General features: G+C 69.3%; 27 protein-coding genes and 1 tRNA gene. 14 read left to right on the forward strand and 14 right to left on the reverse strand.

Features of this window, described 5'->3' with window-relative positions; all coding sequences use genetic code 11:
• The first annotated feature begins 4 nt into the window (after positions 1 to 4).
• From ACWDUD_RS10425 to mddA, 7 genes are all read left to right on the forward strand, one after another.
• On the forward strand, positions 5 to 2,266 hold the full coding sequence (locus ACWDUD_RS10425) for an ATP-dependent DNA ligase (RefSeq protein ID WP_450109257.1): 2,262 nt from the start codon (positions 5 to 7) through the stop codon (positions 2,264 to 2,266).
• A gap of 65 nt (positions 2,267 to 2,331) precedes the next feature.
• Positions 2,332 to 3,024, forward strand: a complete 693-nt coding sequence (locus tag ACWDUD_RS10430; protein ID WP_450109258.1) for a LuxR C-terminal-related transcriptional regulator — start codon at positions 2,332 to 2,334, stop codon at positions 3,022 to 3,024.
• A 124-nt stretch (positions 3,025 to 3,148) separates the two neighbouring features.
• On the forward strand, positions 3,149 to 3,415 hold the full coding sequence (locus tag ACWDUD_RS10435) for a LuxR C-terminal-related transcriptional regulator (RefSeq protein WP_450109259.1): 267 nt from the start codon (positions 3,149 to 3,151) through the stop codon (positions 3,413 to 3,415).
• Positions 3,412 to 4,605 (forward strand): sensor histidine kinase, encoded by a 1,194-nt coding sequence (locus tag ACWDUD_RS10440; RefSeq protein WP_450109260.1) that lies wholly within the window; start codon positions 3,412 to 3,414, stop codon positions 4,603 to 4,605. Before ACWDUD_RS10435 ends, ACWDUD_RS10440 begins: the two co-directional genes overlap by 4 nt.
• The gene (locus ACWDUD_RS10445) at positions 4,602 to 5,630 is read left to right on the forward strand and encodes a hypothetical protein (RefSeq protein ID WP_450109261.1); all 1,029 of its coding nucleotides are present in this window, start codon (positions 4,602 to 4,604) and stop codon (positions 5,628 to 5,630) included. The genes ACWDUD_RS10440 and ACWDUD_RS10445 overlap by 4 nt, the downstream gene beginning before the upstream one ends.
• Positions 5,627 to 5,956 carry a YnfA family protein gene (locus ACWDUD_RS10450; protein WP_450109262.1) on the forward strand — a complete coding sequence of 110 codons (330 nt, stop codon included), beginning with the start codon at positions 5,627 to 5,629 and terminating at the stop codon, positions 5,954 to 5,956. The genes ACWDUD_RS10445 and ACWDUD_RS10450 overlap by 4 nt, the downstream gene beginning before the upstream one ends.
• A gap of 72 nt (positions 5,957 to 6,028) precedes the next feature.
• The gene (mddA, locus tag ACWDUD_RS10455) at positions 6,029 to 6,811 is read left to right on the forward strand and encodes a methanethiol S-methyltransferase (protein WP_450109263.1); all 783 of its coding nucleotides are present in this window, start codon (positions 6,029 to 6,031) and stop codon (positions 6,809 to 6,811) included.
• A gap of 16 nt (positions 6,812 to 6,827) precedes the next feature.
• Here the strand turns inward: mddA and ACWDUD_RS10460 are convergent, their stop codons facing one another.
• From ACWDUD_RS10460 to ACWDUD_RS10470, 3 genes are all read right to left on the reverse strand, one after another.
• Positions 6,828 to 7,286: a hypothetical protein gene (locus ACWDUD_RS10460; RefSeq protein ID WP_450109264.1), complete on the reverse strand. Its 459-nt coding sequence runs from the start codon at positions 7,284 to 7,286 to the stop codon at positions 6,828 to 6,830.
• Between the two features lie 101 nt (positions 7,287 to 7,387).
• Entirely contained in the window at positions 7,388 to 8,191 is an 804-nt protein-coding gene (locus ACWDUD_RS10465) for an amidohydrolase family protein (RefSeq protein ID WP_450109265.1), read from the reverse strand.
• A 23-nt stretch (positions 8,192 to 8,214) separates the two neighbouring features.
• A tRNA-Arg gene (locus ACWDUD_RS10470) sits at positions 8,215 to 8,287 on the reverse strand.
• Between the two features lie 259 nt (positions 8,288 to 8,546).
• On the opposite strand from ACWDUD_RS10470, the gene ACWDUD_RS10475 reads away from it, so the two are divergent.
• Together ACWDUD_RS10475 and ACWDUD_RS10480 are read left to right on the forward strand one after the other, a co-directional pair.
• A complete protein-coding gene (locus ACWDUD_RS10475) occupies positions 8,547 to 9,365 on the forward strand; it encodes a M23 family metallopeptidase (RefSeq protein WP_248675782.1) in 819 nt (272 codons plus the stop codon).
• Between the two features lie 68 nt (positions 9,366 to 9,433).
• Positions 9,434 to 10,945, forward strand: coding sequence for a glutamate-cysteine ligase family protein (locus ACWDUD_RS10480; protein ID WP_450109266.1), 1,512 nt, complete (start codon positions 9,434 to 9,436; stop codon positions 10,943 to 10,945).
• Here ACWDUD_RS10480 and ACWDUD_RS10485 read toward each other — a convergent pair.
• Positions 10,942 to 11,556 (reverse strand): TetR/AcrR family transcriptional regulator, encoded by a 615-nt coding sequence (locus tag ACWDUD_RS10485; protein ID WP_450109267.1) that lies wholly within the window; start codon positions 11,554 to 11,556, stop codon positions 10,942 to 10,944. The genes ACWDUD_RS10480 and ACWDUD_RS10485 overlap by 4 nt on opposite strands.
• A gap of 120 nt (positions 11,557 to 11,676) precedes the next feature.
• Between ACWDUD_RS10485 and ACWDUD_RS10490 the strand changes: the two genes are divergently transcribed.
• Entirely contained in the window at positions 11,677 to 12,174 is a 498-nt protein-coding gene (locus ACWDUD_RS10490; protein ID WP_450109268.1) for a hypothetical protein, read from the forward strand.
• A gap of 64 nt (positions 12,175 to 12,238) precedes the next feature.
• On the opposite strand, the gene ACWDUD_RS10495 is transcribed toward ACWDUD_RS10490, so the two are convergent.
• The 3 genes from ACWDUD_RS10495 to ACWDUD_RS10505 form a co-directional block, all read right to left on the reverse strand.
• The gene (locus ACWDUD_RS10495) at positions 12,239 to 14,491 is read right to left on the reverse strand and encodes a M28 family peptidase (RefSeq protein ID WP_450109269.1); all 2,253 of its coding nucleotides are present in this window, start codon (positions 14,489 to 14,491) and stop codon (positions 12,239 to 12,241) included.
• A gap of 73 nt (positions 14,492 to 14,564) precedes the next feature.
• On the reverse strand, positions 14,565 to 15,788 hold the full coding sequence (locus ACWDUD_RS10500; protein ID WP_450109270.1) for a globin domain-containing protein: 1,224 nt from the start codon (positions 15,786 to 15,788) through the stop codon (positions 14,565 to 14,567).
• Between the two features lie 55 nt (positions 15,789 to 15,843).
• Entirely contained in the window at positions 15,844 to 16,284 is a 441-nt protein-coding gene (locus ACWDUD_RS10505; RefSeq protein ID WP_197250512.1) for an RrF2 family transcriptional regulator, read from the reverse strand.
• Positions 16,285 to 16,466: 182 nt separating this feature from the next.
• Between ACWDUD_RS10505 and ACWDUD_RS10510 the strand changes: the two genes are divergently transcribed.
• The 3 genes from ACWDUD_RS10510 to ACWDUD_RS10520 all read left to right on the forward strand — a co-directional run bounded on the left by ACWDUD_RS10510 (position 16,467) and on the right by ACWDUD_RS10520 (position 19,420).
• Positions 16,467 to 17,357, forward strand: a complete 891-nt coding sequence (locus tag ACWDUD_RS10510; RefSeq protein WP_450109271.1) for a universal stress protein — start codon at positions 16,467 to 16,469, stop codon at positions 17,355 to 17,357.
• Between the two features lie 80 nt (positions 17,358 to 17,437).
• A complete protein-coding gene (locus tag ACWDUD_RS10515) occupies positions 17,438 to 18,478 on the forward strand; it encodes an LLM class F420-dependent oxidoreductase (RefSeq protein ID WP_450109272.1) in 1,041 nt (346 codons plus the stop codon).
• 36 nt (positions 18,479 to 18,514) lie between these two features.
• Positions 18,515 to 19,420, forward strand: coding sequence for a universal stress protein (locus ACWDUD_RS10520; RefSeq protein WP_450109273.1), 906 nt, complete (start codon positions 18,515 to 18,517; stop codon positions 19,418 to 19,420).
• A gap of 62 nt (positions 19,421 to 19,482) precedes the next feature.
• Here ACWDUD_RS10520 and ACWDUD_RS10525 read toward each other — a convergent pair whose 3' ends face one another.
• From ACWDUD_RS10525 to ACWDUD_RS10535, 3 genes are read right to left on the reverse strand one after another with little or no spacing between them, the layout of a single operon-like run.
• Complete coding sequence (locus ACWDUD_RS10525) at positions 19,483 to 19,734, reverse strand: hypothetical protein (RefSeq protein WP_450109274.1); 252 nt, start codon at positions 19,732 to 19,734, stop codon at positions 19,483 to 19,485.
• Complete coding sequence (locus tag ACWDUD_RS10530) at positions 19,731 to 20,678, reverse strand: acyl-ACP desaturase (RefSeq protein ID WP_450109275.1); 948 nt, start codon at positions 20,676 to 20,678, stop codon at positions 19,731 to 19,733. The genes ACWDUD_RS10525 and ACWDUD_RS10530 overlap by 4 nt, the downstream gene beginning before the upstream one ends.
• Positions 20,679 to 20,701: 23 nt before the next feature.
• Positions 20,702 to 21,625 (reverse strand): nitroreductase family protein, encoded by a 924-nt coding sequence (locus ACWDUD_RS10535; RefSeq protein ID WP_450109276.1) that lies wholly within the window; start codon positions 21,623 to 21,625, stop codon positions 20,702 to 20,704.
• A gap of 184 nt (positions 21,626 to 21,809) precedes the next feature.
• On the opposite strand from ACWDUD_RS10535, the gene ACWDUD_RS10540 reads away from it, so the two are divergent.
• Positions 21,810 to 22,457 (forward strand): response regulator transcription factor, encoded by a 648-nt coding sequence (locus ACWDUD_RS10540; RefSeq protein WP_197250507.1) that lies wholly within the window; start codon positions 21,810 to 21,812, stop codon positions 22,455 to 22,457.
• 28 nt (positions 22,458 to 22,485) lie between these two features.
• Here the strand turns inward: ACWDUD_RS10540 and ACWDUD_RS10545 are convergent, their stop codons facing one another.
• From ACWDUD_RS10545 to ACWDUD_RS10560, 4 genes are read right to left on the reverse strand one after another with little or no spacing between them, the layout of a single operon-like run.
• A complete protein-coding gene (locus ACWDUD_RS10545) occupies positions 22,486 to 24,144 on the reverse strand; it encodes a sensor histidine kinase (protein ID WP_307845987.1) in 1,659 nt (552 codons plus the stop codon).
• Entirely contained in the window at positions 24,141 to 24,785 is a 645-nt protein-coding gene (locus tag ACWDUD_RS10550) for an alpha/beta hydrolase family protein (protein ID WP_450109277.1), read from the reverse strand. The genes ACWDUD_RS10545 and ACWDUD_RS10550 overlap by 4 nt, the downstream gene beginning before the upstream one ends.
• A 56-nt stretch (positions 24,786 to 24,841) precedes the next feature.
• Positions 24,842 to 25,912, reverse strand: a complete 1,071-nt coding sequence (locus ACWDUD_RS10555) for a tellurite resistance/C4-dicarboxylate transporter family protein (RefSeq protein ID WP_248675789.1) — start codon at positions 25,910 to 25,912, stop codon at positions 24,842 to 24,844.
• A gap of 10 nt (positions 25,913 to 25,922) precedes the next feature.
• A complete protein-coding gene (locus ACWDUD_RS10560) occupies positions 25,923 to 26,789 on the reverse strand; it encodes an Fpg/Nei family DNA glycosylase (protein ID WP_197250505.1) in 867 nt (288 codons plus the stop codon).
• Between the last annotated feature and the right edge of the window lie 56 nt (positions 26,790 to 26,845).

The raw sequence follows: 26,845 nt of genomic DNA on the forward strand, positions 1-26,845 counted from the left end.
GGTGATGCCTACCCGCACGTTCGGGGACCGTCGCCTGAAGCTGACCAACCTCGACAAGGTGCTCTACCCCCGCACCGGTACCACCAAGGGTGAGGTGATCGACTACTACGTGGCGATCGCCGACGCGATGCTGCCCCACGTCGCCGGTCGTGCCGGCACCCGCAAGCGCTGGCCGAACGGCGTGGACGACCAGTCGTTCTTCGAGAAGAATCTGGCGGCGCACGCCCCCGATTGGCTCGACCGCCGGACGCTGCACCACAAGCAGCGCACCGTCACCTATCCACTGTTCGATTCGGTGGCCTCCCTCGCGTGGCTCGGGCAGCAGGGTGCGCTGGAACTGCATGTCCCGCAGTGGCGTTTCGCCGGTAACACGCGAGGCGCCGCGACGCGCATCGTGTTCGACCTCGATCCCGGCCAGGGTGTCGGGCTGGCGGACTGTGCGCAGGTGGCGCGTCTCGTGCGCGACACGGTCGCCGAACTGGGATGGACGGCGTATCCGGTGACCAGCGGCAGCAAGGGAATTCACCTCTACGTCCCCTTGGATCGGCCGCTGCAGTCGGACGGGGCGTCGACCGTCGCGCGGACCGTCGCGACGAATCTCGAAAAGCTGCACCCCGACCTGGTGACCGCGACGATGGCGAAAGCCGCTCGGGGAGGCCGGGTCTTCGTCGACTGGAGCCAGAACAACGCCGCCAAGACGACGGTCGCGCCGTATTCGCTGCGCGGTCGCGACGAGCCCTGGGTCGCGGCGCCGCGCACCTGGGAGGAGCTCGAGGACCCCGGTCTGTCGCAGCTGCGGTTCGACGAGGTGCTCGCCCGTGTCGAGGCCGACGGTGATCTGCTCGAGGGGCTGGATCCGCCGCTGCCCGGCCGGGATCGGGCGGACGCACTGGCCGAGTACCGCGGCAAACGCGACGCGTCACGCACGCCCGAACCGGTGCCGGACACGGTCGCCGCCGGTGGTCCCGGCGACCGGTTCGTGATCCAGGAGCACAATGCCCGGCGGCTGCACTACGACCTGCGGCTCGAACGCGACGGCGTGCTGGCGTCGTGGGCGGTGCCGAAGAACCTGCCCGACGAAACCGGCCGCAACCACCTGGCGGTCCGCACCGAGGACCACCCGCTCGAATACCTCACGTTCCACGGCACCATCCCGAAGGGCGAGTACGGCGCCGGCACGATGACGGTGTGGGACACCGGCACCTATGTGGCGGAGAAATGGCGGGACGACGAGGTCATCGTGCAGTTGCAGGGCCGTCGCGTGCAGGGTCGCTACGCCCTGATCCGCACCGAAGGTACCCAGTGGCTCGCGCACCTGATGAAGGATCGGACGCCGTCGCCGTCCGGGCCGTTCCCCCGCGACCTCGCGCCGATGCTCGCGACCCTCGGCGACGTGAGCGGCCTCGAGGAACGGGACTGGGCGTTCGAAGGCAAATGGGACGGCATCCGCGCCATCGTCGAGGTCCACGACGGCGGACTGCGCATCCGTTCCCGGTCGGGTCGTGACATCACCGCGGACTATCCGTCGCTCGGGGTTCTCGCGCAGATCCTCGACGGTCACGACGCGGTCCTCGACGGCGAGATCGTCACCTTCGACCCGCACGGTGTGTCGAGTTTTCCGCTGCTGCAGTCCGGTGGCCGGCCCACCTTCCTCGTGTTCGACATCCTCTATCTCGACGGAGTCTCCCTGCTCCGCAAGACGTACAGCGACCGCAGGCGGGTGCTCGAACTGCTGGGTGCGGCCGCGCCCGGACTGGAGGTGCCGGAGACGTTGCCGGGCGGCGGAACCGAGGCCCTCGAGGAGAGCCTCGACCGCGGTTGGGAAGGGGTGATCGCCAAGCGGCGCGACTCGGTGTATCTGCCGGGCAAGCGCGGCACCGCGTGGATCAAGGCGAAGAACTGGCTCACCCAGGAGGTCGTCGTCGGCGGATACCGGCCCGGTCAGGGCGCCCGGTCGGACACCTTCGGTGCGCTCCTGCTCGGGGTGTACGAGGGTGACGACCTCGTGTTCGTCGGGCGCGTCGGCTCCGGGTTCGACGACCGCACCCTCACCACGCTGACCGCGTCCCTCGATCGGTTGCGGCGGCGCACCTCGCCGTTCGTGGAGGCCATTCCCACCGCCGACGCGCGCGGCGCCGTGTGGGTGACCCCGCGACTGGTGGGGGAGGTGCGCTTCCAGTCGTGGACCGACGGCGGCCGGCTGCGGCACCCGATCTGGCGGGGACTGCGCGAGGACATCGAGCCCGCCGACGTGCGTCGCGCCTGACGCCACGTGTCTCATTCCCCTGTTAACGTTCTCGAATCTGTGTCGGGTGTTCGGGAGGGGCGAAGTTGGCCGAGGATTCCGGGACGTCCGTCCGCGCAATCGGTGTTGTCGAGGACCACGAGTCGGTGGTGCTGGGTCTGGGCGCGATGCTCGCTGCCGAATCGGACCTGGAACTGGTGTGTGCCGCACCGACCGTGCAGGAGTTGCTCGCCCGCAATGTCCGTCTGGATCTCGCGATCCTCGATCTCCGGCTCGAGGACGGATCGTCACCGAAGAACAATGTCGAGCAGCTTCGGGCCGCGGGCATCGAGACGCTGATCTTCACCGGTGCGGAGAATCCGTACCTGGTGCGGTCCGCCGCGCGCGCGGGTGTTCTCGGGGTGGTGCGGAAATCCGCGCCGGCGGCCGTGGTGGTCGAGGCGATCCGGACGGCGGCGTCGGGTGGGCAGGTCGTGAGCACGGACTGGGCCGCGGCCATCGACGGGGACCCCGATCTGGGGGACGTCGGCCTGAGCCCCCGCCAGCTGGAGGTTCTCGAACTGTATGCGTCGGGGGAGAAGCTCGACCGGGTGGCGCGGCTGACCGGACTCGCGCCGCAGACGGTCAACGACTACCTGCAGCGCATCCGGCAGAAGTACGCCGAGGCGGGCCGGCCCGCGCCGACGAAGACGGACCTGTACAAGCGCGCGGTCGAGGACGGATTGCTGCCGATTCCCGAACGTCCGCGGACGGCGAGTGAAGGTCCGGGCGTCTACTGAGCGGCATTTTGTAAGCAAAGGTAACGATGCCCCCGGTTTCTTGGGCAGAGGAATATCCGTCTCGGCACGCATGCGCAGTTTGCGTAATTTCGCAGCAGATCGCTCGACAACGGAGGACCTGCCCATGACCAGCATGCTCGAACGCCCTGTGGACCAGGAGAGTGTCAAGCCGACGCTGTCGGCACGGGAAGTGGAGATCCTGCGCGAATGGTTGATGAGCGACTCGAAATCGAAGGCGGCGGCACGGCTGTTCGTCGCTCCGACGACGGTGAGCACCCACATCGCCCGCATCCGGGACAAATACGCGCTGGTCGGCAGAGCGGCCCCGACGAAGGCCATGCTGCTCGCCCGGGCCTTGCAGGACGGATTGATCGACATCGACGAGCTGTGAGCCGGCGCGTCCGGTTCGACGAGGGTGGTTCCGCAGGCGACCGGTTCGTGCGGGTCTTCGTCCGCTTCGTGGTCCTCGGCTACCTGTTCTACCTGGTGCCCGTAATCGGCTACATGCCCACCGCCGCCGCCGTGACCGCCGGGTGGTGGACCCCGCTCGCCGTGACCGCGATCGTCGGCTCCGCGCTGGCGATGGGCGCGGCGACGTTCCATCCGGACGTGCGCTGTCTCCGCCGCACCGCAGCAGCCAATGCGTGGCTGTTCGTCGCGGTGACCGTGCTGTGGTGGCCGGCTTGGAACGGTGGACACATCGCCGGCGACGACTACCTGTGGCTCACCCTCGTCCCCGGGCTGCCCGCGCTGTCCGCGGTCGCGGCATGGCGAAGCTGGCGTCCGTTCGCGTATCTCGCCGTCGTCGAAGTGCTGGTGCACGCCACCGACCGGATCGTGCGTGACATTCCGGTCGGGGATCATGCGCTGCCGTCCTTCGCGTTCATCGCGACCTATTCGATGATGTTCGTCGGGGCCGCCACCATCGGGCTCGCAGCCGGCCGGACCCTCGACGCGACGATCGCGACCACCCACGCCACCGCGTCCGCTGCCGCCGCGGCCGAGGCGAAGTCCGCGGAACGGACGCGGTTCGCCGCGCTCGTCCACGACCGGGTCATGTCGACGTTGCTGTCCGCAGGGCGACAGGAGACGGACGAGCGAGTGGTCGGGCAGGCCCGGCGCGCGATCGCCGAACTCGACGATCTCCGCGTGAACTCCGGCGACGACCCGGGATCCGATGTCGGCGGCGTGGTGGCTCGGCTTCGTTCCGTCGCAACCGAAGTCGACGAGAATGTCGGGTTCGTGGTGAACATCGCTCCCGGCGCCGCGGGCACGCCGTACCCGCGCGACGTGGGCGCGGCCGTCGCGGCCGCGCTCGCCGAGGCGCTCCGCAACAGCGTCCGCCACGCGGGCGCGGCGGCGACGCGTGCGGTCACCGTCGACGCCGCTGCCGGAGCCCTCACCGTGACCGCGGCAGACGACGGTATCGGGTTCGATCCGGCCCGGGTCGGTGGCCGCCGACTCGGCATCGCCGTCTCCATCGGTGCGCGCATGCGGGCGCTCGACGGCGGCGACGCGACGGTCGAGTCGGCGCCCCGGCAGGGCACGATCGTCACAATCACCTGGCAGGAGCCGAGATGACCGGACCCGTCCCCGATATCCGTGATCTGCTCGGGATGCGCACCCCGGCCGCCTGGGCGCTGGTCGCCCTGTATGCCGTCACCTGCGTCCTCCTCGCCGTCGACGCTGCGCCCGACGCCGGGTCGATCTGGCCGCTGATACCTGCGGCGGGGGTGTGTATCGCCGCCGCGGTTGCGCTCGTGGCGGTCCCGGGCGACCCGATGCCGCTCGGGCCGTCGATCGCGCTGGCCTCGAGCGGCGTGGTGTCCTGCGGGTTCGTGCTGTTGGCCGGCCCGCTGCCGATGCCCGATCTCTCGCCGCTGTGGACGGTCGGTCTGTCGAAGATCATCTTTTCGTTCATGTGCGTGCGGGGGCGTGTCGCGCTCGCCTGGCTTGGCTATGTGCTGATGTTCGCGACCGCCATCGTCGGTGCCGGGGAGGCCGGGGAAGTCGGATTCGTCGTCGTGGCGATCAACGCTGCTCCCGTACTCATGGGCACCGTCTTCGCATACATGATCCGACCGGTCGTCCGATCGATCTACGAGTTGCGGGAGCAGTCCACCCAGCGGATCGCGGCGGAGGCCGCGGCGTCGGCGATGATCGAGGAACGCGACGCGCAACTCGACAGGCTCGACGAGCTCGCTCGCCCGCTTCTCGAGCGCATCGCGTCCGGATCGGAACTCGATGATGCCGAACGCCTCGAATGCCTGGTGCTCGAAGCACGGCTCCGCGACACAGTGCGGGCCCCCATGCTTCAGAACCCCGCCCTCGTCGAGGAGGTTGCGGCCGCGCGCCGTCGCGGAGTGGACGTCGTGCTGCTCGACGACCACGGAATGGACGACGCCGAACCCGCTGTGCGGGATCGGGTTCAGGCGGCGATCGCCGACGAGCTCGCCGCCGTGACGGACGGTTCCGTCACCGTCCGGGTGCTTCCTCCCGGCCGGGCAACGATGGTGTCCGTACTGGTGAGCGGAGAATCGGTGCGACGCGCGGAGTTCGGGCCCGACGGCAACCGGCGGGACCGGACCGTAGGGTCTTTCGCGTGACCGTCACCAAATCGCTCGTCCTGTTCGCTCTCGCCGCCCTGTTCGAGATCGGCGGTGCCTGGCTGGTGTGGCAGGGCGTGCGGGAACATCGCGGCTGGATCTGGATCGGCGCCGGGGTCATCGCGCTCGGCGCCTACGGATTCGTCGCAACCCTGCAGCCCGACGCCAACTTCGGCCGGATCCTCGCGGCCTACGGCGGGGTGTTCGTCGCCGGTTCGCTGCTGTGGGGCGTGGTGATGGACGGGTTCCGCCCCGATCGGTGGGACATCGCGGGAGCCCTGGTGTGCCTGGTCGGCGTCGGGCTGATCATGTACAGCCCACGCTGAAACGGCGGGGTGGCCGAATCCGCCACCCCGGGTGCCTATCCGGTGGGTGTGCCGGTCCACAGACTCGACCGCATGACAACTCACACCACCTCACGCCTGTCCCGCACCCTCATGACCGGATACGGCATGCTCGCCTACGGCGCGTTCCTCGTCGTATTCCTCTACGCCATCGGATGGGTCGAAGGACTCGTCGTACCCCGCACGATCGACGAGGGGCCCGCCGCACCCACCGCGGTCGCGGTGGTCATCGACCTCGCGTTGCTGTCGATCTTCGCGGTGCAGCATTCGGTGATGGCCCGGCCCTGGTTCAAACGCCGGTGGACCCGCATCGTTCCACCACCGATCGAACGCGCGACCTACGTCCTGTTCGCCACCGCCGCACTGGCACTGGTGATGTGGCAGTGGCGTCCGATACCGCAGCAGGTGTGGGACGTCGAGACGATGTGGCTGCGCGTCGTCCTCTACGCCGTCTCGCTCGGTGGGTTCGCACTGGTTCTGGCGTCGACATTCGCGATCGACCACTTCGACCTGTTCGGTGTCCGTCAGGTGATCCGCAATCAGCTCGAATTGCCCGCTGCCACCGCGGAATTCCTCACGCCGCGCCTGTACCGGATCGTGCGGCACCCGCTGTACGCAGGCTTCCTGATCGCGTTCTGGGTGGCGCCCACGATGTCCGTGGGAGGACTCATGTTCGCCGCGGTCACGACCGTCTACGTCCTCGTCGCCATACAGCTCGAGGAACACGACCTCATCGGCACCTTCGGGGACAGGTACCGCACCTACCGGACTCAGGTGCCGATGCTCGTGCCGGGCCGGCGCCGCGTGTCACCGGTGCGTGAACTCAGCCGTTCCTGAACTCGGGACTGCGAACTCAGGGAACGAAGACCATCCCGGTCGCAGGCGTCGAGTTGCAGACCGGTCCGCTGCCCAGGCTGACCGAACCGAACACGGTGGTCAGCACGTTGCCCGAGCCGGTCTTCGCCACACCCCACAGGTTCGGGTAGGTACCGGTCAGGTCGGTGATTCCCGCCTGGCCGGTGTCGCGGTTCAGCCAGGCGACGGTGACCTGACCGGCGGCGGGGACCGGTCCCAGAGCGGGTGCGCTCGTGAACAGCACCTCGCCGGCGCCGATGGGCGGCGACGCTTCGGGGCCGGGCTGCGCGGTGATGGCCGAGAACGACGCGAGGCTGCCCTGGTTGAGGCAACCGATGGTGACGGCGGTCCCCAGTCCCTGAGGCGGGGCCGCTGCCGCGACGCCGGTGAAGAGTGCGGCCGCCGCAATCGGCGCCGCAACGGCAAGGATTCGACGGGTCATTCGCAGGGCGCTCATGCTGCTGCTTCCTCGAAAGGGGATGTCACGTCCGGGCGTCCACCACTGCGCTCCCCGAAGCGCACGCGGCGCGTCCCGCGTACCGTTTGACTCGATCGAGTTTATCGACCGGTTTCGGTCTCGGGGCTGTTTCGGTGATCTTGGCGCAGTCGATCGAGGCGATAGAACTCTCGTGCGTTGCCGGACAGGGCCGCCGCGCCGAGCTCGGCCCCGAGAGCATCGACGACGAGTTCGACGTCCTCGTCGCGGAACGGGCGGGGTGCTCGCGTCGACGGCAGATCCGTGCCGAACATCAGCGCCGACGGATTCGCGGCGGCGACGGCCCACAGTGCGGACGGGATGTCGAAGTCGACCCGCCCGAACCCGGTGGCCTTGACCCGGACCCCACGCTCGGCGAGTTTCAGCAGGTGGGGGAGTCCTTCCGCGGAGAGCCCGAGATGATCGATGCTCACCGCGGGCAGCCGCTCGATCGTCGCCGCGAGTCCGGGCAGGTCCCGGGCATCGACATACAGTTCGGCGTGCCACCCGGCGACCTCGTGGACGCGGCGTGCGAGTGCGTCGAGGTCGGTGATCGACGCCGATCCGCCCCGGCGGACGTTGAACCGGACCGCGCGGACCCCGGCCGCGTCGAGCCGGACGATCTCGTCGTCGGTCGCCGAGGCCGGAAGCTGAGTCACCCCGACGAAGCCCGGGCCGAGAACCTGCAGCGCGTCGAGCAGGTAACTCTGGTCGAAACCCTGGAACGACCCCGACACGACGGCGCCGCCGGTCACGCCGAGCGTGGCGACGCGCCTCCGATAGTCGGTGGCGGTGAACGCGGGCGGCAGGTAGCCGTCGTTCTCGATCAGCGGGAAGCGCGGATCGATGATGTGCAGGTGGGCGTCGAACACCGGGAAGTCGGGCACGGGGCAACGGTAGTGCGGTGAAGTGCCCCCGGCAGGATTCGAACCTGCGACACCGGCTTTAGGAGAGCCGTGCTCTATCCCCTGAGCTACGAGGGCGTGCACAGGAGACGGGCGGGCCGATTCGCTGCGCGGATGTGAGTGTAGCGGTCGGGCAGCAGGGGTTGTGACGCGGTCGATCCGTGCGCTCACACCGGGCGGGGAAGGGTTTCCGAAACCGACGCGTCGGTCCGATTCCCGATACTCGAGATAAAGGAAACGTAACGGTGGCGCATGGCGATATCGTTTTGTTACCTTGGTTCGGCCAGGAACGGCCGGAACCCTCCGGACGGAAGCGGACGAAGACGAGGTAGCAACTGTGGGACGGCACCAGCGCGGACGTGACGAGGTCGCGGCATTCGAGTTCGACCTGCCCGGCACCGCCGCTGAGCGAGGCCGTCACCGCGTGGAGCCCACCGGTCCCTCGGTTCCGGTGAAGGCCGCGACCGTCGCCGCCGCGACCGGCGCCTTCTTCGCCGTCGGTGCTCAGCTCACCGCGGGTACCGCCGCTGCCGCCCCGGCGCCGGCCCAGACCGGTTCGCTGCCGTTCGAGGTTCCCGAGGGCCTGCTGCCCGCCGGATTCGAGATTCCCGCGGTCCCGGGTGTCACCGCCCCCGTCGACGACCACGGCCACGTGCACGGCCCCGAACTTCCCGCCCCGCTCGCAGACCTCGTCGACCAGTTCGGCGACGCCGGGCAGTGGCTGAACGACCTGAACCCGATCAAGCCGACGACGGTGCAGCCGGTGTCGGGCACCCTGACCTCCGACTTCGGTCAGCGCTGGGGCTCGCACCACGGCGGCATCGACATCGCCGCCCCGATCGGCACCCCGATCAAGTCCGCCTCCGACGGCACGGTCCTCGACGCCGGCCCGGCCTCCGGCTACGGCCAGTGGGTGCGCGTGCTCAACGACGACGGCAGCACCGCCGTCTACGGCCACGTCGACACCTACCAGGTCGCCGCGGGCCAGCGCGTGAGCGCCGGCGACCAGATCGCCACCGTCGGCAACCGCGGCTGGTCCACCGGACCGCACCTCCATTTCGAGGTGTGGGATCAGGACGGCAACAAGACCGATCCCAATGCGTGGCTGAACACCCGCGGTGTCGTCGCCGACTGGAGCAGCTACCGCGCCGTGTAACCCGATCCGGGGATAGTATCCGGGGATAGGCCGGACGTTCGTCGGCTACCGGATCGAACGGGGACGTCATGGGCACCGAGATCAGGATGCGATCCTTCACGCGTGACGACCGACGTCAGTTCCGCCGCAAGGTACAAGCCTGCGTGTCGGTGCTCGATCGCATGTTGCGCGACGACGCTTTCATCGATGTGCACGAGCCGCCGGAACCGCAGCTCGGCATGGAGATCGAGTTCAATCTCGTGCGCGACGACATGGCGCCGGCGATGTCGAACCTCGAGGTCCTGGAGGCGATCGACGACGCGTCGGTGTTCCAGACCGAACTCGGGCAGTTCAACGTCGAGATGAACGTCGAACCCGGTCGGCTGACCGGCGACGCGACCGTCGAACTCGAAGAAAAGCTCCGGCAGTCGCTGCGGCGCGCCGACGAGCGAATGCACCGGCAGAACGCGCAACTCGTCATGGTCGGGATGTTGCCGACGCTCGAACTCCACCATCTCGGCCGCGAATGGATCACGGCGAACCCTCGCTACGAGGCGCTCAACGAACAGATCTTCGCGGCGCGCGGCGAGGACATCGAACTCGACCTCGACGGGGTGCCCCTGCCGGGCACCGACGTCGTCGAACAGCTACGGGCGGACACCAACTCGGTGGTGCCGGAGGCGGCGTGTACGTCGCTGCAGCTCCACCTGAGGGTCGCGCCGGAGGAGTTCGCCGCGCACTGGAACGCCGCGCAGTGCCTCGCGGGCGTGCAGGTCGCGTTGGCGGCGAATTCGCCTTTCCTGGCGGGGAAGGCGCTGTGGCACGAGAGCCGGATTCCGTTGTTCGCGCAGGCAACCGACACCCGCACGCTGGAACTCAAGAACCAGGGAGTGCGTCCGCGCGTGTGGTTCGGGGAACGGTGGATCGACTCGGTGATCGACCTGTTCCAGGAGAATTCCCGGTACTTTCCGGCGCTGTTGCCCGAGGTGTCCGAGGCCGACCCGGAGGCGGACCTGGCGGCGGGTCGTGTCCCGGAACTGCGTGAGCTGCAGATGCACAACGGCACCATCTACCGGTGGAACCGGCCGGTCTACGACATCGCGGACGGTCATCCGCACCTGCGCATCGAGAACCGCGTGTTGCCTGCGGGGCCCACGGTGCTCGACATGATGGCCAATGCCGCGTTCTACTACGGCGCGCTGCGGGCCCTCGTCGACGCCGAACTCCCGATCTGGCACCGAATGAGTTTCGATGCGGCACAAGGGAATCTGAGTATCGGCGCGAAATACGGACTGGATGCGCGGTTGTACTGGCCCGGTCTGGGCTGGGTCGGCGCGGACGAACTGGTGTTGCGTCGGCTGCTGCCGCTGGCGCACGCGGGACTCGAGGCGTTCGGGCTGTCGTCGCGGGCGCAGGACCGTTACCTCGGGATCATCGAACAGCGCAGTCTGAGCCGTCAGACGGGAGCGGCGTGGCAGCGTGCGCAGGTCGCCCGCCGGGAGGCCGCGGGGGCGGATCGCCGAACCGCGCTCACCGAAATGATGCGCGACTATGTGCGCAACATGGCCGGAGGCCGGCCCGTGCACGAGTGGGAAGCCTAGTGTGGCACCGGGTTCCGGCGCAGGCCCGAGAACATATGCAGGATAACCGTTTCCATTTCGCGTGACGTCGATTCGGTTTCCTCGGTGCCGGCCAGCGACTTCGCGGCGCCGCACAGGAGGTCGAAGAGCAGTCGTGTGGTGATCTCGATCGGCAGCGGCTTCAGTTCACCGGCGTTGTCCAGTTCGACGAGTAGTGCCTTGATCGTCGGGATCACGAACTCGTTGTCGAGTGCGCAGGTGCGTTCCTCGCCGAGGACCCCGACGACCTGCCGCAGCAGGGCGCGTGCGTCCCTGTCCTCGGCGTACACCTTCAGGTAGGCGCGCAGGGCCCGCTCCACCCGTTCCCACGGGTCCGTCACGTCGCCGATCGCGTTCACGACGGTCGCCAGGCCGTCGGCGAGCGAATCCCGGACCAGCTGCGCGAAGATCGTCTGCTTGTCCGAGAAGTGGTGGTAGACGGCGCCTTTGCTGACGTTCGCGAGCTTGGCGATGTCCTCGACCGAGGTGTTGGCGAACCCGCGGTCGACGAAGAGGGAGCGTGCCGCTTCCAGGACCGCGTCCCTGGTGAGGGCGGCGTACATCTCGCGGCGGCCGGACTTGACAACGTTCACAGTACGCGACGATACTCTCCGACCATAGGTATTTGACCGACTCGGAGTATGTGAACCGATACGAGTTTGTGAACTCCGGCCGGCGCAGCACCCAGGAATGTTGTGCACGAGGAGGTCGTGATGAGCTGGGACGAGTACCACCGCAAAACCGCCGTCCTCGACGCCGTCCTGGACCGGGCGGCCGAGACGGGGCAGACCACGCTGCCGTACGTCGACGTGCCGGAGGCGTCGAGTGTGTTCGCGTCGGAGTCGGACCTGGTCTCGGCGCTCGAAGCGAAATGGGCCGTGCTCTACCGGGGATTTCTCGAGCAGGAGGCGTTCGCCGGGGAAAGCACCGGAGCGAGCCCTGCGGAGATCGCCCGATCCGCATGGGAGCGCGTCGACGACGCGGAGCCCGCGCTGCGGCGCCTGATCGACCACAACTCGCCCCACGGCGGCCCGACGCTGGCCCGCGCCGCCGAAGACGTGCCGATCGAGGCATCGGGTGGCGTCGGAGGGTCGTTGCGGCCGTGGAGTGCGAACGTCGGAGGAGTCGCGGGGCCCAGCGGGGTCGCAGCCGAGGTCGGAGCGCTGCTGATTCTGCTCATGTTCGCGTTCGTTCTGTGGTCGCTGTACTGAGTGCGGCTTCGCCGCCGGTGTGCCTTTGTGGCGGCTCCCACCGCCACAAAGGCACACCGGCGCGTCAGCGCACCACGGTGCGGGTGACAGCGACGATGGGTCCGACGACGACCTTCCCGTCGGGTGGGGTGTACCCGGGAACGACCGCGAGATCGCCGGACAGGTCGGCGACGCGAAACTCGACTTCGTCTGCGGGGCCGGTGGTTTCGAGATCCAGGCGCACCTCGACGCCCTCCGGGTTCTCGGTGGTGTACAGGAATCCGAAGTCGGCACCCGGCTCGACGGCCGCGCCGTCGACGATCGCCTCCCGCACCGTCGCGCCCTCGACCCACAAACCCAGGGTGGCAGCGCCGCGCGGGGAGGACAGACGCAATTGCAGCACGCGGCCGCCGTCGACCTGCGCATCGTCCAGAACGTCGACCCTCGGCGGCTCGAGCGGGGCGATCGGTGCGGGACCGTGAGCCAGCGAAGTTCCCGGGCGCCAAGGGAAATAGTCGGGCAACGGGGCGGGGGACTCGGTGAGCAGCTCGGCGCTCCAGTCGGAGCGCGGCCGATCCGGCGACGCCCATACCGCCTCACCGCGATCGGCGTCGAGAGAGTAGAACACCTCCTCCTGGCGCGGTGCGGTCGCGCCGGCGCGGTTGGTGTAACCGCCGAGCAGCGTGCACCCGACGACCGCGAACACGGTGAGCACCGCGATCGGCACGGCGCCCTGGTCCGGCAGGAGCGGGCCCGTCAGCGGCAGTAGGAGCGCGAACAGCACCGCGACGAACGCGCCGGCGAGCGGCGCTCCGAACATCAGGCCGGCGTCGAACGAGGCGAGCACCGCCGGGACGGTGACGAGGGCGGCCGGTAGGAGTCCGGCGACCACCGCGACGGTCCGCCACCACGTCGACCGCTGCGGAATCGCCTCGGCGACGAGCACCCCGAGGACGGCGGGGAGCGCGGGCAGCACCAGCACGCTCGCGATCCCCATGAACGGCAGGGCGGCGAGCGCCACGAGGGTGACGACCACCAGCGCACCGACCGCGAAGGCCGGCGCACCGAATCGCCGGCGCACCGCCACGTATGCGGTGGTGAGCACACCGACCGCGGCGACGACCGCGGCGAGTTGATAGAAGCCGGTCCGGTAGGGCTCGCTGATCGGGACGGAACCGAGACCGGGGACGACCCGCTGCGACATCCACCACGGCAGGAACGCAGCGCCTCCCGCCGCGACCGCCGCGACCAGCGCGACCCCGGTGGCCCGACCGATCTGTCCGGCGGAGGCGTCGCGGCGGCGGATCCGGACCACCGCGAGCACCGCGACCGCGACGGCGAGCACGAGGGTCAGCGCCACCTCCATCCACCGCGGGTAGTACAGCAGGCCCCACGGCGTGGTGGCGACGATGTCGGTGCCCCCGCCGAGCGCGGTCAGATCGGTCGCGCCCAGGGTGAGCGCGGTGGCGAGGGCGACGTCGCCCATCTGTTGCAGCGACGACCGGCTCAGGCGATCGGGTGTGTCGAGCGGGGTGTGGTAGTAGGCGCTGCCCCCGGCGATCGCGGTGTCGTAGCCGTGGAGGCCCGCCTCGTCGAATCGGCGGAAGTCGGTGTCGTTGGGCAACGCCTCGAACGCCGTCTGCGTGAACGAGTCGGCCAGGGCGTCCGGTGCCTGCGCCAGGATGCGGACCAGATCCGCATTGGGGGAGGAGATCCGGAACGTCAGCGGCATCCCGGCATTGCCCCGAGCCTCGTGGTTGAGCACCACCATCGGGCCCGGAAACGGGGGCGGCTGTGTCGTGAACAGCTGGGCGCCCAGCAGGCCCCGTTCCTCACCGTCGGTGACCAGAACCAGGACGTTGTTGCGGGGGCGCTCGCCGTCGGCCAGGGCGCGGGCCGTCTCGAGGACGGTGCCGACCCCGATGCCGTCGTCGGAGGCGCCGGGGGAAGCGGTCACGGTGTCGTAGTGCGCGGCCAGCACGACGGTTCCGGTGGGATCCGTGCCGGGCAGCGTCGCGACGACGTTGCTCAGCCGGGCGCCGCGCCGGGTGTGGGAATCGGTCGGCGAGAACCAGCCGGTGCCCTCCTGCACGGTGGTGTCCCAGCCGAGGTCCTCGAGGACGCGCAGCAGGTAGTCGCGCGCCGCGGTGTGGCCGGGTGACGCGAGCGGTCGCGGTTCGGCGGCCACGACGTCGATGTGTTCGGCCGCGCGCGCCGCGCTGAACCGGTCGGGCGGAGCGTCGGCGCCGAGCGGGGCGGCGGGATCGGGGACGACCGTCGCGGCGACCCCGACGAGGAGAACGACGAGCAGGCCCAGCACGTTCGGCAGGCGATCCATGCTGGGAGCGTAGCGGAGGAACAGCCGTACCCCCGGGCACTGGACCGGGGGTACGGCTGTAGCAGGTGGAGCGTCAGGAAGCGGGCGACCAGCTGTCCGGACCGAAGACCTCGTAGTGGATGTTCTCGGCCGGGACGTTGCGCTCGATCAGGGCCTCGCGCATCGACAGCATGAACGGCAGCGGACCGCACAGGTAGGCCTGGGTGTCGGGATCGAGCGGCAGGTCGCTCAGCTCGGCACGACCGAGGCGGACCGTCGCGAGCGGCTGACGGGCACCGAGATCCTCGTACCAGCGGTGTACCTCGGCTCCGGGGATGCGTTCGACGAGCGTCGCCAGCTCCTGGCGGTGCGCGTGGTTCGCGACGGACCGGTCTGCGTGCAGCACCGAGACCCGGCGGGCGTCACCGGTTTCCGCGAGATGCGAGAGCATGCCGATCATCGGGGTGCAGCCGATGCCGGCCGACGCGAGGAACAGCGGCGCGTCGTTCTCGGTGAGAACCAGGTCGCCGAAGGGCGTGGTCACCTGAAGCTCGTCTCCCTCGAAGACGTTCTCGAACAGGTAGTTCGAGACCTCGCCGGCGGGGGCGACGGTGCCGTCCTCGGTGGGGTGCGCGAGCACACGCTTGACGGTGATGCGCCAGTCCCCCTGCGACGGCGCGCTCGACAAGCTGTACTGGCGGATCTGACGGGCGCCGTCGGGAAGCTTGACGCCGACCGAAAGGTACTGTCCGGCACGGAATCCCGGAAGGGGAGCGCCGTCGAGTGAAGTGAGGACGAAGGAGACGGTGTCCGCGGACTGGTAGACACGTTCGGCGACACGCACGTTGCGCCACACGTCACCGGGAGCCACACCGGCGGCCTTGTAGAGGTCGTCCTCCATCTTGATCAGGGTGTTGGCCATCAGCCAGTACACCTCGTCCCACGCTGCGGCTACCTCGGGAGTAACTGCCTCGCCGAGGATTTCGACGATCGCCTCGAAGAGGTGCTTGTGCACGATCCAGTACTCCTCGGGCTTGATGCCGAGCGAGGCGTGCTTGTGGGCGATGCGGGACAGGATCGTCTCGACACGGGCCGGATCGGGATCGAGCTGCAGCGTCGCGAACGCCGCGATGGAGCCGGCCAGTGCCTTCTGCTGCTCACCCTGCTTCTGGTTGCCGCGGTTGAACAGGTCGCGTTCGAGTTCGGGATGTGCGGCGAACATCTTCTTGTAGAACAAGGGGGTGATGTCACCGATGGCGGCGCCCACGGCGGGCAGCGTCGCCTGGATCACTTCCTTGGATTCGGGTGAGAGCGGCATCGTTGGGCTCCGTTCTTGAGGGGTTCCGGGGAACGCGGTCGTACTTGTGGGCTGTTCAGACTGCAGGACGGGTGAGCTGCAGCAGCACAGGATTCTGTTGCGCCGTAGCAAGATCCGCGATGGTGACGGAGTCGAGTGCGGCGTAGAACGCTTCCTGCGCGTCGCGCAACGCCTTGCGAAGGCTGCAACCGGACCGCAGCGGGCACGGTTTCCCTCCCTCGCAGTCGACGACTTCGTCGTCGCCTTCGAGTTGCCGAGCCAGCCATCCGATGGAGGCGGACCGGCCGAGTTCGGTGATGGTCAGGCCACCGCCGCGGCCGCGACGGGTGGTGACGACACCGAGCTCGCTCAGGCGGGCAACCACCTTGGTGGTGTGTGCGTAGGACAGATTCAGTTGCTCGGCAACATTTTTGGTGCTGGGCAGGCTGTCCGCCGCGGTGGCTGCCAGGTGCATGACAACTCGCAGTCCGAGATCGGTGAACTGGGTGAGTTGCATGGACACAGACTAGATAATTTGCATCCGTTATGACAATTTAATGTGACCCGGATCGCAGAATCGAAGATTCCGATGTATCCATCGTGCCGATCCGCTAGTGCTGCCGCCAGAGAAGTCCGGGCCCGATCCCGGTGGGACCAAAGTCCGTACCCGAGCCCGAGGCGGCGGGTTAGCCTCGGATCGTGACGCTTCCAGAAGGCAACAATCAGGTGGTCGTCGGTGTGGACGGATCGGCCGCATCGACAGCAGCGGTCCGCTGGGCCGCCGCGACCGCGGCGGCTCGCGACCTCGTGCTCCGCATAGTCCACGTCATCGACTTCTCGCCGACCGGCTACGCCGGGGCGCCGTACGTCGAGTCCGCGAAGGTCTTCGAATGGGCCGAGGAGGACGGGCGGGTCATGCTGTCCGACGCCGCGGCCGTCGCTCGCGAGGTCGCGCCGGACGTGCGGATCGAGACCACGCTCGTGCCGGCCGGTGGGGCGCACTGGTTCGTCGAGGAGTCCGCCCGGGCCCGCATGATCGTGCTGGGCGCGTCCGGCAGCGGGCGGATCGGGCAGGCCCTGCTCGGATCCACCCCGATCGTGGTCGCGAGCCACGGGCACTGCCCCGTGGTGGTGGTGCGCGGTGACGAGCCCGACCCGACCGCGCCCGTCGTCGTCGGAGTGGACGGCAGCCCGATCAGCGAGCGCGCCGTCGCCGCCGCGTTCGAGGAAGCCTCGCAGCGCGGGGTCCCGCTCGTCGCCGTCCACGTCTGGAGCGACGTCAAGGTGGGCACCTTCTCCGGGGCCGACCGGGCCGAGCTGCTCGACCCGCGGGCGTTCGAGGACAGCGAGCAGGTGCTGCTCGCCGAACGTCTCAGCGGCTACTGCGAGCGGTACCCGGATGTGGTCGTGCACCGCGAGGTGTACCTCGACGGGCCGCGCCTGCACCTGCAGGCGTGGAGCGAAAAGGCGCAGCTCGTCGTCGTCGGCAGCCGCGGCCGCGGTGGCTTCACCGGCCTGCTGCTCGGCTCCACCGGCAACGGTCTGATCCGGGAAGCGCACTGCCCGGTGATGGTGGTGCGTCCCGCGTAAGCCCGAATTGCTGACGGTAGGGTTCGGGTGCACGGTTTCGACGAGTGCCCTGCCGGGCGCCGCACGATTGGGGAAGATGCATGCGCATCGGGATGGGATTGAACTACAGCGGCGGATTCGCCGAGACGGCCGCCGAGGTCGCGGACCTGGAGCGGGCCGGTCTCGACATCGTCTTCGTCCCGGAGGCGTACTCGTTCGACGCGGTCAGCCAGCTCGGCTATCTCGCCGCGAAGACCACGCGGGTCGAGCTGGCGTCCGGCATCTTCCAGCTGTACACCCGGACCCCGAGCCTGACCGCGATGACGGCGGCCGGTCTCGACTTCGTCTCCGACGGCCGCTTCGTCATGGGTATCGGCGCCTCCGGTCCGCAGGTCATCGAGGGCTTCCACGGCGTCCCCTACGACGCGCCGCTCGGACGCACCCGCGAGATCGTCGACATCTGCCGGCAGGTGTGGCGCCGCGAGAAGGTCCAGCACCAGGGCCGGTACTACCAGATCCCGCTGCCCGCCGACCGCGGCACCGGCCTGGGCAAGCCGCTGAAGATCATCAATCAGCCGGTGCGGGAACGGATCCCGATCGTCATCGCATCGCTTGGCCCGAAGAACGTCGCGATGACCGCCGAGATCGCCGAGGGCTGGGAGCCGATCTTCTACTACCCGGAGAAGGCCGCCGACGTCTGGGGCGAGGCCCTCGCGAAAGGCAAGGCCAAGCGCGACCCGTCGCTCGGCGACCTCCAGATCTACACCACCCCGGCGCTGGCCATCGGCGAGGACGTCGACCACATGCTCGAGTGGATCAAGCCACACCTCGCGCTGTACATCGGCGGCATGGGCGCCAAGGGCAAGAACTTCTACAACGACCTCGCCGTCCGCTACGGCTACGCGAAGGAAGCCGAAATCATCCAGGACCTCTACCTGGCCGGCAAGAAGCAGGAAGCCGCCGCCGCGGTTCCCGACGATCTGGTGCGCGCCGTCTCGCTGATCGGACCGGAAGGCTATGTCCGCGAACGCGTCGCCGCATTCGCCGAATCCGGCGTCACCACCCTGTCGGTGACCCCGCTCGCCGCCGACAGCGCCGGCCGGATCCGCCTGATCGAGCAGCTCCGGGCGATCTGCGACTGACAGACCCACCGCGTCAACATCGAGAAGAGGACACAGATGAGCGATCCCAAGCCGATCGTCGTGGCCGTCGACGGATCGGAAGCGGCCACCACCGCCGTGATCTGGGCGGCACGCAGCGCCGCGGCCCGTGCCCTGCCGCTGCACATCGTCACCGTCGTGCACGTGCCGTCGTTCTACTACTCCGAGCCCTATCTCGCGCAGAGTTTCCACCAGGAGATGAAGGACACCGCGCGAGCCCGGCTGGACAGCTCGGCAGTCCTGGCGCGGCAGACCGCCGAGGAGATCGGCCGTCCGCTCGCGGTGACCACCGCCCAGGTCGAGGGGAAGGTCGCGCAGACCCTCGTCGACCTGTCCGCCCACGCCCGGCAGCTCGTTCTCGGGTCGCGCGGTCTCGGTGAGGTGAAGGGCCTGCTCGTCGGTTCGGTGACGCTCGCGGTCGCCGCGCATTCGCACGCACCGGTCGCGGTGGTGCGCGGGCGCACCCTCGACGGTGCACCGCCCGCCGAGGGGCCGGTCGTCGTCGGTGTCGACGGCTCCGAATCCTGCGAGGCGGCCGTCGAGGTCGCGTTCGAGGAGGCCGCGGCACGACGAGCGACCCTCGTCGCCGTCAACGTGTGGAGCGACGTCAGCGTCCAGCCGTCGCTCGGTGCGGTGCCCGAGGATCCGCAGTGGAGCACCATCCAGACCGGGGAGGAAGTGGTGCTCGCCGAGCGCCTCGCCGGGTTCCGGGAACGCTACCCGGACGTCGTGGTGGAACGGGTGGTCGCGCGGGACCGGCCGGTGCGGGTCCTGAGCGAATACGCCGAGACCGCACAGCTTCTCGTCGTCGGCACCCGTGGTCGCGGGGGATTCAAGGGCCTGCTGCTCGGTTCGACCAGCAACGCGCTGATCCAGACCGCGGACTGCCCGGTCATCGTGGTGCGCCCGTACGACGTGCCGTAACGGGTGGCGGTTCGGTCCCACGGGGCCGAGCCGCCACCCGCCGGTGGGGATTCGGCTGCGGCTCAGCCGAACTCGTCGATTCCCCGCTCGCGGAGTTGTGCCCACACGTCCGCCGGGTGCACCCCGCGGCGGATCGCGTCGTTCTCGATGAGAACCCCCAGCATCAGCGACGTCAGATACGCGGCGTCCTCAGTGTGCTCGGACGCGTAGCGGGCGCGCAGCCAGCCGGACGCGTTCTGCTGCTTGGCGTTCCGCGCCATCTCCAGGACCGCGTGGAACAGCTCGTCCGCCGGCTTCTCGGTCGGGGCACTCACGCGTCCACCTTCTCTCCTCTACGGGCCTGCCGCGCGAGCGCGCGGTCGCGGGACTCCTCGAACCGCACCGCCTGTGCCTCGAGGTCCACCAGGAACCGGTCGAGCTGCTCGCGCAGATCCTCACCGCGCGCACCGAAGTCGGTGCGTTCGAAGATCCGCCACTTGCGCAGCACCGGCTGCACGACGTCGTCGAGATGCTGACGCAGGTCGTAGATGCCGCCCTTGGCGATGAGCACGGCGTTGCGCCGGAAGCCCGCCATCGACGCGCCCGGCATCCGGAAGTTGGTGAGGACCTTCAGAACCGCCTCGAGGGCTTGATCGGGTGCGATGTCGAGCGCCCCTTCGACGATGTTGCGGTAGAACATCATGTGCAGGTTCTCGTCCGCGGCGACCCGTGCGAGCATCCGGTCCGCGATCGGATCGCCGCACGCCTTGCCGGTGTTGCGGTGGGAGACGCGGGTGGCCAGTTCCTGGAAGGTCACGTACGACACCGAATCGAGCATCGACGTGGCGCCGGGCGCGAACCCGTTCGTCATGTGCTCCATCCGCGCGTTCTCGAGCGCCACCGGATCGACCCCGCGGGTGACCACCAGATAGTCACGCATGACGATCGAGTGCTTGTTCTCCTCGGCGGTCCACCGCCCCACCCACGTGCCCCACGCCCCGTCGAAACCGAAATGCTCGGCGATCTCGCGGTGGTACGACGGCAGGTTGTCCTCGGTGAGCAGATTCGTGATCATCGCGGCCTTCGCCGTCTCGCTGAGCGAGGACTGCTCCGGATCCCAGTCGACGCCGCCCAGCGCCGCGAAGTTCCGGCCGTCGTCCCAGGGGACGAAGTCGTGCGGATGCCAGTCCTTCGCCATCGCCAGGTGCCGGTTGACGTTCTCCTCGGCGACCGGTTCGAGTTCGCGGAGCAGTTCGATGTCCGTGAGTCGTCTTGTCACAGTGCGAATCCCTCGTCTCGGTGTCAGTATCCGATGCGCATGATCAGTTGCGGCAGTCCCGGCAGGGAGAGCCGGTCGGCGAACCGCGCCGCCGAGTCCTCGACGCGCAGGGGGTGGGTGAGCACCGACGCCGAGAGCCTGGCATCGACCGCGGCCAGCCAGGCACGTTCGGTCGCGATCCCCACCCGGATCAGATCGAGCGGCTCCGACGTGGCGGTGGTGAACACCAGCACCGACTCCCGGTCGATCGCCTCGGCGAGAGCGGTGGTGTTGGGAATGCCGGTGGTGACCAGCGCCTTGCCGGCGGCGCCGCCCACGTCCAGGCCGGCGTCCCAGTCGGTGACGACCTCCGCGCTGCCCTCGGGCTGCCAGTGCGATGTCCACGAGAACATCTCGCGCTGGTAGTGCGGGTTGCGGCGGACCTCCTCCGCCGAGTAGGTCAGCGTGTCGGCCAGGACCGGCGCCTCGTCGGACGCCAGCAACCGCACCTGCACACCGGGTACCTCGGCGACCGCGGCCATCACGTCCGCGAGGGTCTCCGCCGCCACGGGAATCCGCGCGAACGATTCACGATGACTGCGGCGATGCGAGATCGCGGCGTAGAAGCGCAGGTCGGAACCCGACGGGGGATGCACCTCCACGGCGTCGACCCGCGCGATCAACTCGGGTCGTTCCGGGTCCGGCAGGAGCGTGGTGCGAGTGCGCCAGCCCAGGACGCGGATACCCAGTTCGAGGTTGGCCAGTGCCGTACCGCACGAGATCAACCGGTCCGGCCGCAGCGGATCGAGACCCGGCTCGGCGAACTCGAGCCGCTCGTCGAGTTCAGCGGAACGGCCCGGCAGGCGGAGGTTCCAGGGCTGGGTGTCGTGGATCGACGGTGCCTCGATGACGGCGCGCGCGATGATCTCGGTGTCTCCGGTGGTCCAGGTGTCGCTCGGGACGGCCATGTCGAACTCCTCGTCTCGTCGGGCACCTCACGCAGGTCACGGGATGTTTCCACGAGGATCACCCACCGCAGGTGCTGCGCGCAGCGGGCGAAGGTCCCGAAACAGTCGTCGAACGGCCCGACGTCGCCACGGTTGCACCGAACTGGGACGATGGACCCGACCGTGTGAAAGGAAGGTGGCTCCGATGCCTCGCGTGTTTCTCGTCGACGATCACGAAATCGTCCGGCGTGGTCTGGTCGACCTGCTCAGCAGCGTGCCGGATTTCACCGTCGTCGGTGAGGCGGCGTCGGTGGGGGAGGCGCTGGCGCGCATCCCCGGCAGCGGTGCGGAGGTGGCGGTGCTCGATGTGCGCCTGCCGGACGGCAACGGCGTCGAGTTGTGCCGTGAGCTGCGGGCGCGGATGCCGGAACTGCGGGCCCTGATGCTCACGTCCTTCGCGGACGACGAAGCGCTGTTCGACGCAATCATGGCGGGCGCGTCCGGGTTCGTGCTCAAGCAGATCCTGGGCACCGATCTGGTCTCGGCGATCCGGACGGTCGGGGAAGGCGGGTCGCTGCTCGACAGCCGCGCCACCGCCGCGCTCATGGACCGCATCCGCGCCTCCCGGACCGCCGATCCGCTGGCCGAGCTGTCCGAGCAGGAACGGGCCGTCTTCGAACTGATCGGTGAGGGCCTGACCAACCGCGAGATCGCGGAGCGGCTGTTCCTGGCGGAGAAGACGATCAAGAACTACGTCTCGCGGCTGCTGTCGAAACTGGGCATGCAGCGACGCACGCAGGCCGCGGTGCTGGCGACCGAACTGCGCAAGGAACGCGGGAACGGTCCCGCCTGACCGTGCCGGCCCGGCCGGGGCGGTCCGGTCAGAGCGGCACCGTCCACAGCACGCGGGTGCCGCCGTCCGGGCCGGGTCCGATGCTGCACTCGCCCGCGCACTGCTCGGCGCGGCGTTCCAGATTCGCCAGCCCGCTGCGACGCGGGGTCGCCGGCAAACCCGTTCCGTTGTCGACGATCTCGATGGAGAACGACTCGCCGGCGGTCACCGAGACGGTGATCTTGTCGGACTGCGAATGCCGCAGCGCGTTGCTCAGCCCCTCCCGCAGCACCGCCTCGGCGTGCGGGTGGATCCGGTCGGGGACGAGGGTGTCGATCGGACCGACGAACTGCACGTTCGGGGCGACGGACGAGTGGATGCTCAGGTCGCCGACCGCGTCGAGCAGTCGCCGGCGCAGACTCGTCGATGCCGCCGCGCCCGTGGTGTGCAGATCGAAGATCGTGGTCCGGATCTCGCGTACGGTCCGGTCCAGCTGTTCCACCGCATGCTGGACCACTTCCGAGACCCGCTGGGGATCGGCACCGGGCACCATCGCGCTCTGCAGGCTCATGCCTGTGGCGAACAGGCGCTGAATCACGTTGTCGTGCAGGTCCTGTGCGATCCGATCGCGATCGGCGAGGACGTCGAGCAGCCGCTTCTTGCGTTGCTGCTCGGCGAACTCGAGTGCCACCGCGGCGAGATTCGCCATCGATTCGAGGTGCGCGACGTCCTCGCTGTCCCACGGGTCGGTGCCGGGCGCGCGCGTCACGATCAGCACACCGGTGACGGGGGAGGTCGCCGACAACGGCAGCACCACCGCGCTCCCCGCGGTGCCCGCACCCGCCGACGGCAACCCCTCCAGAGTCTCGGTGCGCACCGGGCGCCGCGATCGAAGAGCTTCCAGCACAGGCGAATCGGTGAGATCGATGAGGACCGGCCCGGTCGCCGGTGCGGCGGGTGACGCGGCGCGCACAGTGCCGTGCGAGCCGTCCACCAGGACGACGAAAGCACCGGCGCCGCGTGCGAGGTCGCGGACCTGACCGGTGAGCGACCCGAGCGTTTCGTCGACCGACCCGCCGACGAGCAGACGCGCGTTGATCGAAGCCATCGCGGCCAGCCAGCGTCCGCGGGTGACCGAACCCTCGAACAGCCGGGCGTTTTCGACGGCCATGCCCGCCGAGGTCGCGAGGACCTTGATGATGACCTCGTCCTCCTCGGTGAACGCCGGAGCGTCCAGCTTCTCGGTGAGGTAGATGCTGCCGAACACCTTGCCGCGGATCATGATCGGCGTGCCGAGGAAGCTCTTCATCGGTGGATGGTTCGGTGGGAACCCGACCGAGGCGGGGTGCGTGGACAGGTCCCCCAGCCGCACCGGTTTCGGGTCGTTGATGAGCAACCCGAGGAGACCGCGGCCCTCCGGCAGGTGACCCATCCGGCTGCGCTCGGTGGGATTGATTCCCTCGTACACGAATTCGGACAGGCCACCGTCCGCGGCGCGGACCCCGAGCGCACCGTAGCGGGCATCGAGCAGCGATACCGCGGTCTGCACGATGCGCTGCAGCATCGAATCGAGTTCGAGACCCGACCCCACCACCAGCACGGCCTCGAGCAGGCCGCGCAGCATCGCCGGGTCGGTGTCGGCGTCGTCGAGCCTGCCGCGCAGTTCGGACAGCAGGCTGTCGATGGCCGAGTCGGTTGCCTCGCTCACAGTGTCTCCTCGAGCAGTTTCAGCACCGCGGCGACCGCCTCACCGGACGGGTCGGTTTTCGCGCGGCTCAGGTCGTGACCGGCGGCAGGCACCTCGACGAGCGCGGTCGCCGCCGGGATCAGAGCGGATGCCTCCAGCAGTTCGGCGACGGTCCCGAACGGGTCGCGGGCACCGTGGACGAACACCGCGGGCACCGCGACGTCGGGCAGGTGCTCGGTGCGGGCCTTCTCGGGCTTGCCCGGCGGATGCAACGGATACGAGATCAGCACGAGCGCGTCGGCGATCTTCGGCTGCTCCGCCACGAGCATCGACGTCTGCCGGCCCCCGTAGGAGACACCGCCGAGCAGCAGCGGACCGTCGGTGCGGTTCCGCAGTGCCGCCGCGGCCGCGGCGACCCCGGCACGGTCCTCGGCCGCGCGCGACGGCTGCGGCGGACCCTTCGGATTGCGCCGGCGGAACGGCAGGTCGTACCGCAACGAGAGGAATCCGTGCTCGGCGAAACGGTCGCACACACGCTGCAGGATCGCGGCGTCGCTGGTGCCGCCGGCGCCGTGGGTCAACGCGACCGCGCCGCGCGGCGGGCCGTCGGGAACATGCAGGCTGCCGCGCACCGTCTCGGTGTCCACGAGTTCGACGCTCACACCCGATACCGTAGTCGTCCGCCGGAAACGGCCTCGGACGATGTCACCGTCGTCGATCACGCCCCGGTGTCGGTGGCTCCGGGGGTGCGGGTGGGGTCGCGCAGCACCCTCGTCCAGATCCGGTGCAGCATCCCCGCGAACACCAGGACCCAGGCGACGACCGCGACCCACAGTTCGACGGAGCCGACCATGCCGACGAGGGGCAGCTCGTCGGCGCGGCCGAGGTAGATCCCGGCGACCGCGTACATGCCGAGCGGGAACACGATCGACCACAGCGACGAGTCGTAGGTCAGCGGAACCCGGTGGGTGCGGTGACGCCACCAGCCCGCCGCGATCAGAGGCGGGAACAGCCAGGTCGCGAACGCCCAGATCACGACGGCCAGGCCCGCGATCAGTCCGCGGGTGGCCTCGACCATGGGTGCGTCGGCCATCTCCACGATGCGGGAGCCGGCCACCACGGTGATCGAGCACGCGCCCATCGACACCCAGTAGGGGGCGGTCAGCTCGGTCGGGCGCAGCGGATACTGCAGCAGCCGTGCCGCCACGAAGATGCCGGCCGCGGCGTACAGGAACAGGCCGACACCCCACGTGAAGACGGCCACCGCCGCGAGCAGCCGTTCGAAATCGCGGTACACCGGCTGCAGGGTGGCCGCGGCGATCGCGACGGATTCGCTCGCGACCACCCAGACGAACCAGGTGCCGTTGGCCTTCGCGAGCACCGGGCGCTGCGTGGTGCCGAGAACCGCCGTCCACGGAATCACGTAGCCGAGCACCAGCCAGGTGACGGCGGCGACGACGAGCAGCACCGCCGCGGTCGAATGCCAGCCCTCGGTCATCAGGCGGATTCCGAGGACGTTGCTGCCCGCGATGAACGTGAAGAACCCGAACGCGCGGCCCGAGTCGGCCATGTCCGCACGCATGTCGTGCCGGAACGCGATCAGCCGCCACAGCGACAGCACCACCAGCACCGCGTACCCCACGGCCGCGACGACCAGTACGGCCGTCGACGCCACGGAGTGGCCCTCCAGGTGCAGCCCGATCGAGACGATGCCGGCGGCCATGACGAACGCGAAGTAACCGGGCGATAGCGCGCGGACCGAGTCGCGCATCCGAGTCGAGATCTCCACCCCGTGCAAGCTACTTCAGCAGCCGGGACAGTTTCCGGTCCGCGAGGATCTTGCCGCCGGTCTGACAGGTCGGGCAGTACTGGAAGGACCGTTCCGAATACTCGACCTGGCGGACGGTGTCGCCGCACACCGGGCACGGCAGGCCTGTACGCGCGTGCACCCGCATCCCGGATCGTTTCTCGCCCTTCAGGCGCGCGGCGTCCTGTCCCACCGACCGCGCGACCGCGTCGGTGAGGGTCGCGCGCATCGCGTCGTGCAGGGCGTGGATCCGGTCCTCGGTGAGGCGGCCCGCGGTCGCGAAGGGCGACAGGCGTGCAGTGTGCAGGATCTCGTCGGAGTAGGCGTTGCCGATCCCGGCGAGGACGGACTGGTCGACGAGCACGGTCTTGAGCCGCGACGTGCTGCCGCGCAGCAGTCTCGCGAGGTCGTCGGCGGTGACGTCGAGCGCGTCCGGTCCGAGCCGTGCGATGCCGGGCACCTTGTGGGGGTCCTCGACGACCCAGACGGCCAGCCGCTTGCGGGTGCCGGCCTCGGTGAGGTCGACGGCGGGGGTCGTCGCGTCGGGGGTGAACAGGTGGATGCGGAGCGCGAGCGGTCCCTTGCCGGGGCGCGGTGGTGTGGGCGACGGGTCGTCGATCCAGCGCAGCCACCCGGCTCGCGACAGGTGGGTGACGAGCGAGAGGTCGCCGCAGTCGAGGCACAGGAACTTGCCGAAGCGGCGCGCGCCGGTGATGTCGCGGCCCTGCAGGGCCGTGATCGGCGGGTCGGCGGTCTGCAGCACGCTGATCGACGCGACGTCGATGCGGCCCACGACCGAGCCGACCGCGTGCTCCCGCAGGAACCCGGCCAGTGCCTCCACCTCGGGCAGTTCGGGCATAGGGTGCAGCCTACGGCTGCCCGTGTCTATTTGTGGCGGCTCCAGCCGCCACAAGG

This window comes from Rhodococcus sp. NPDC003382, assembly GCF_053589135.1.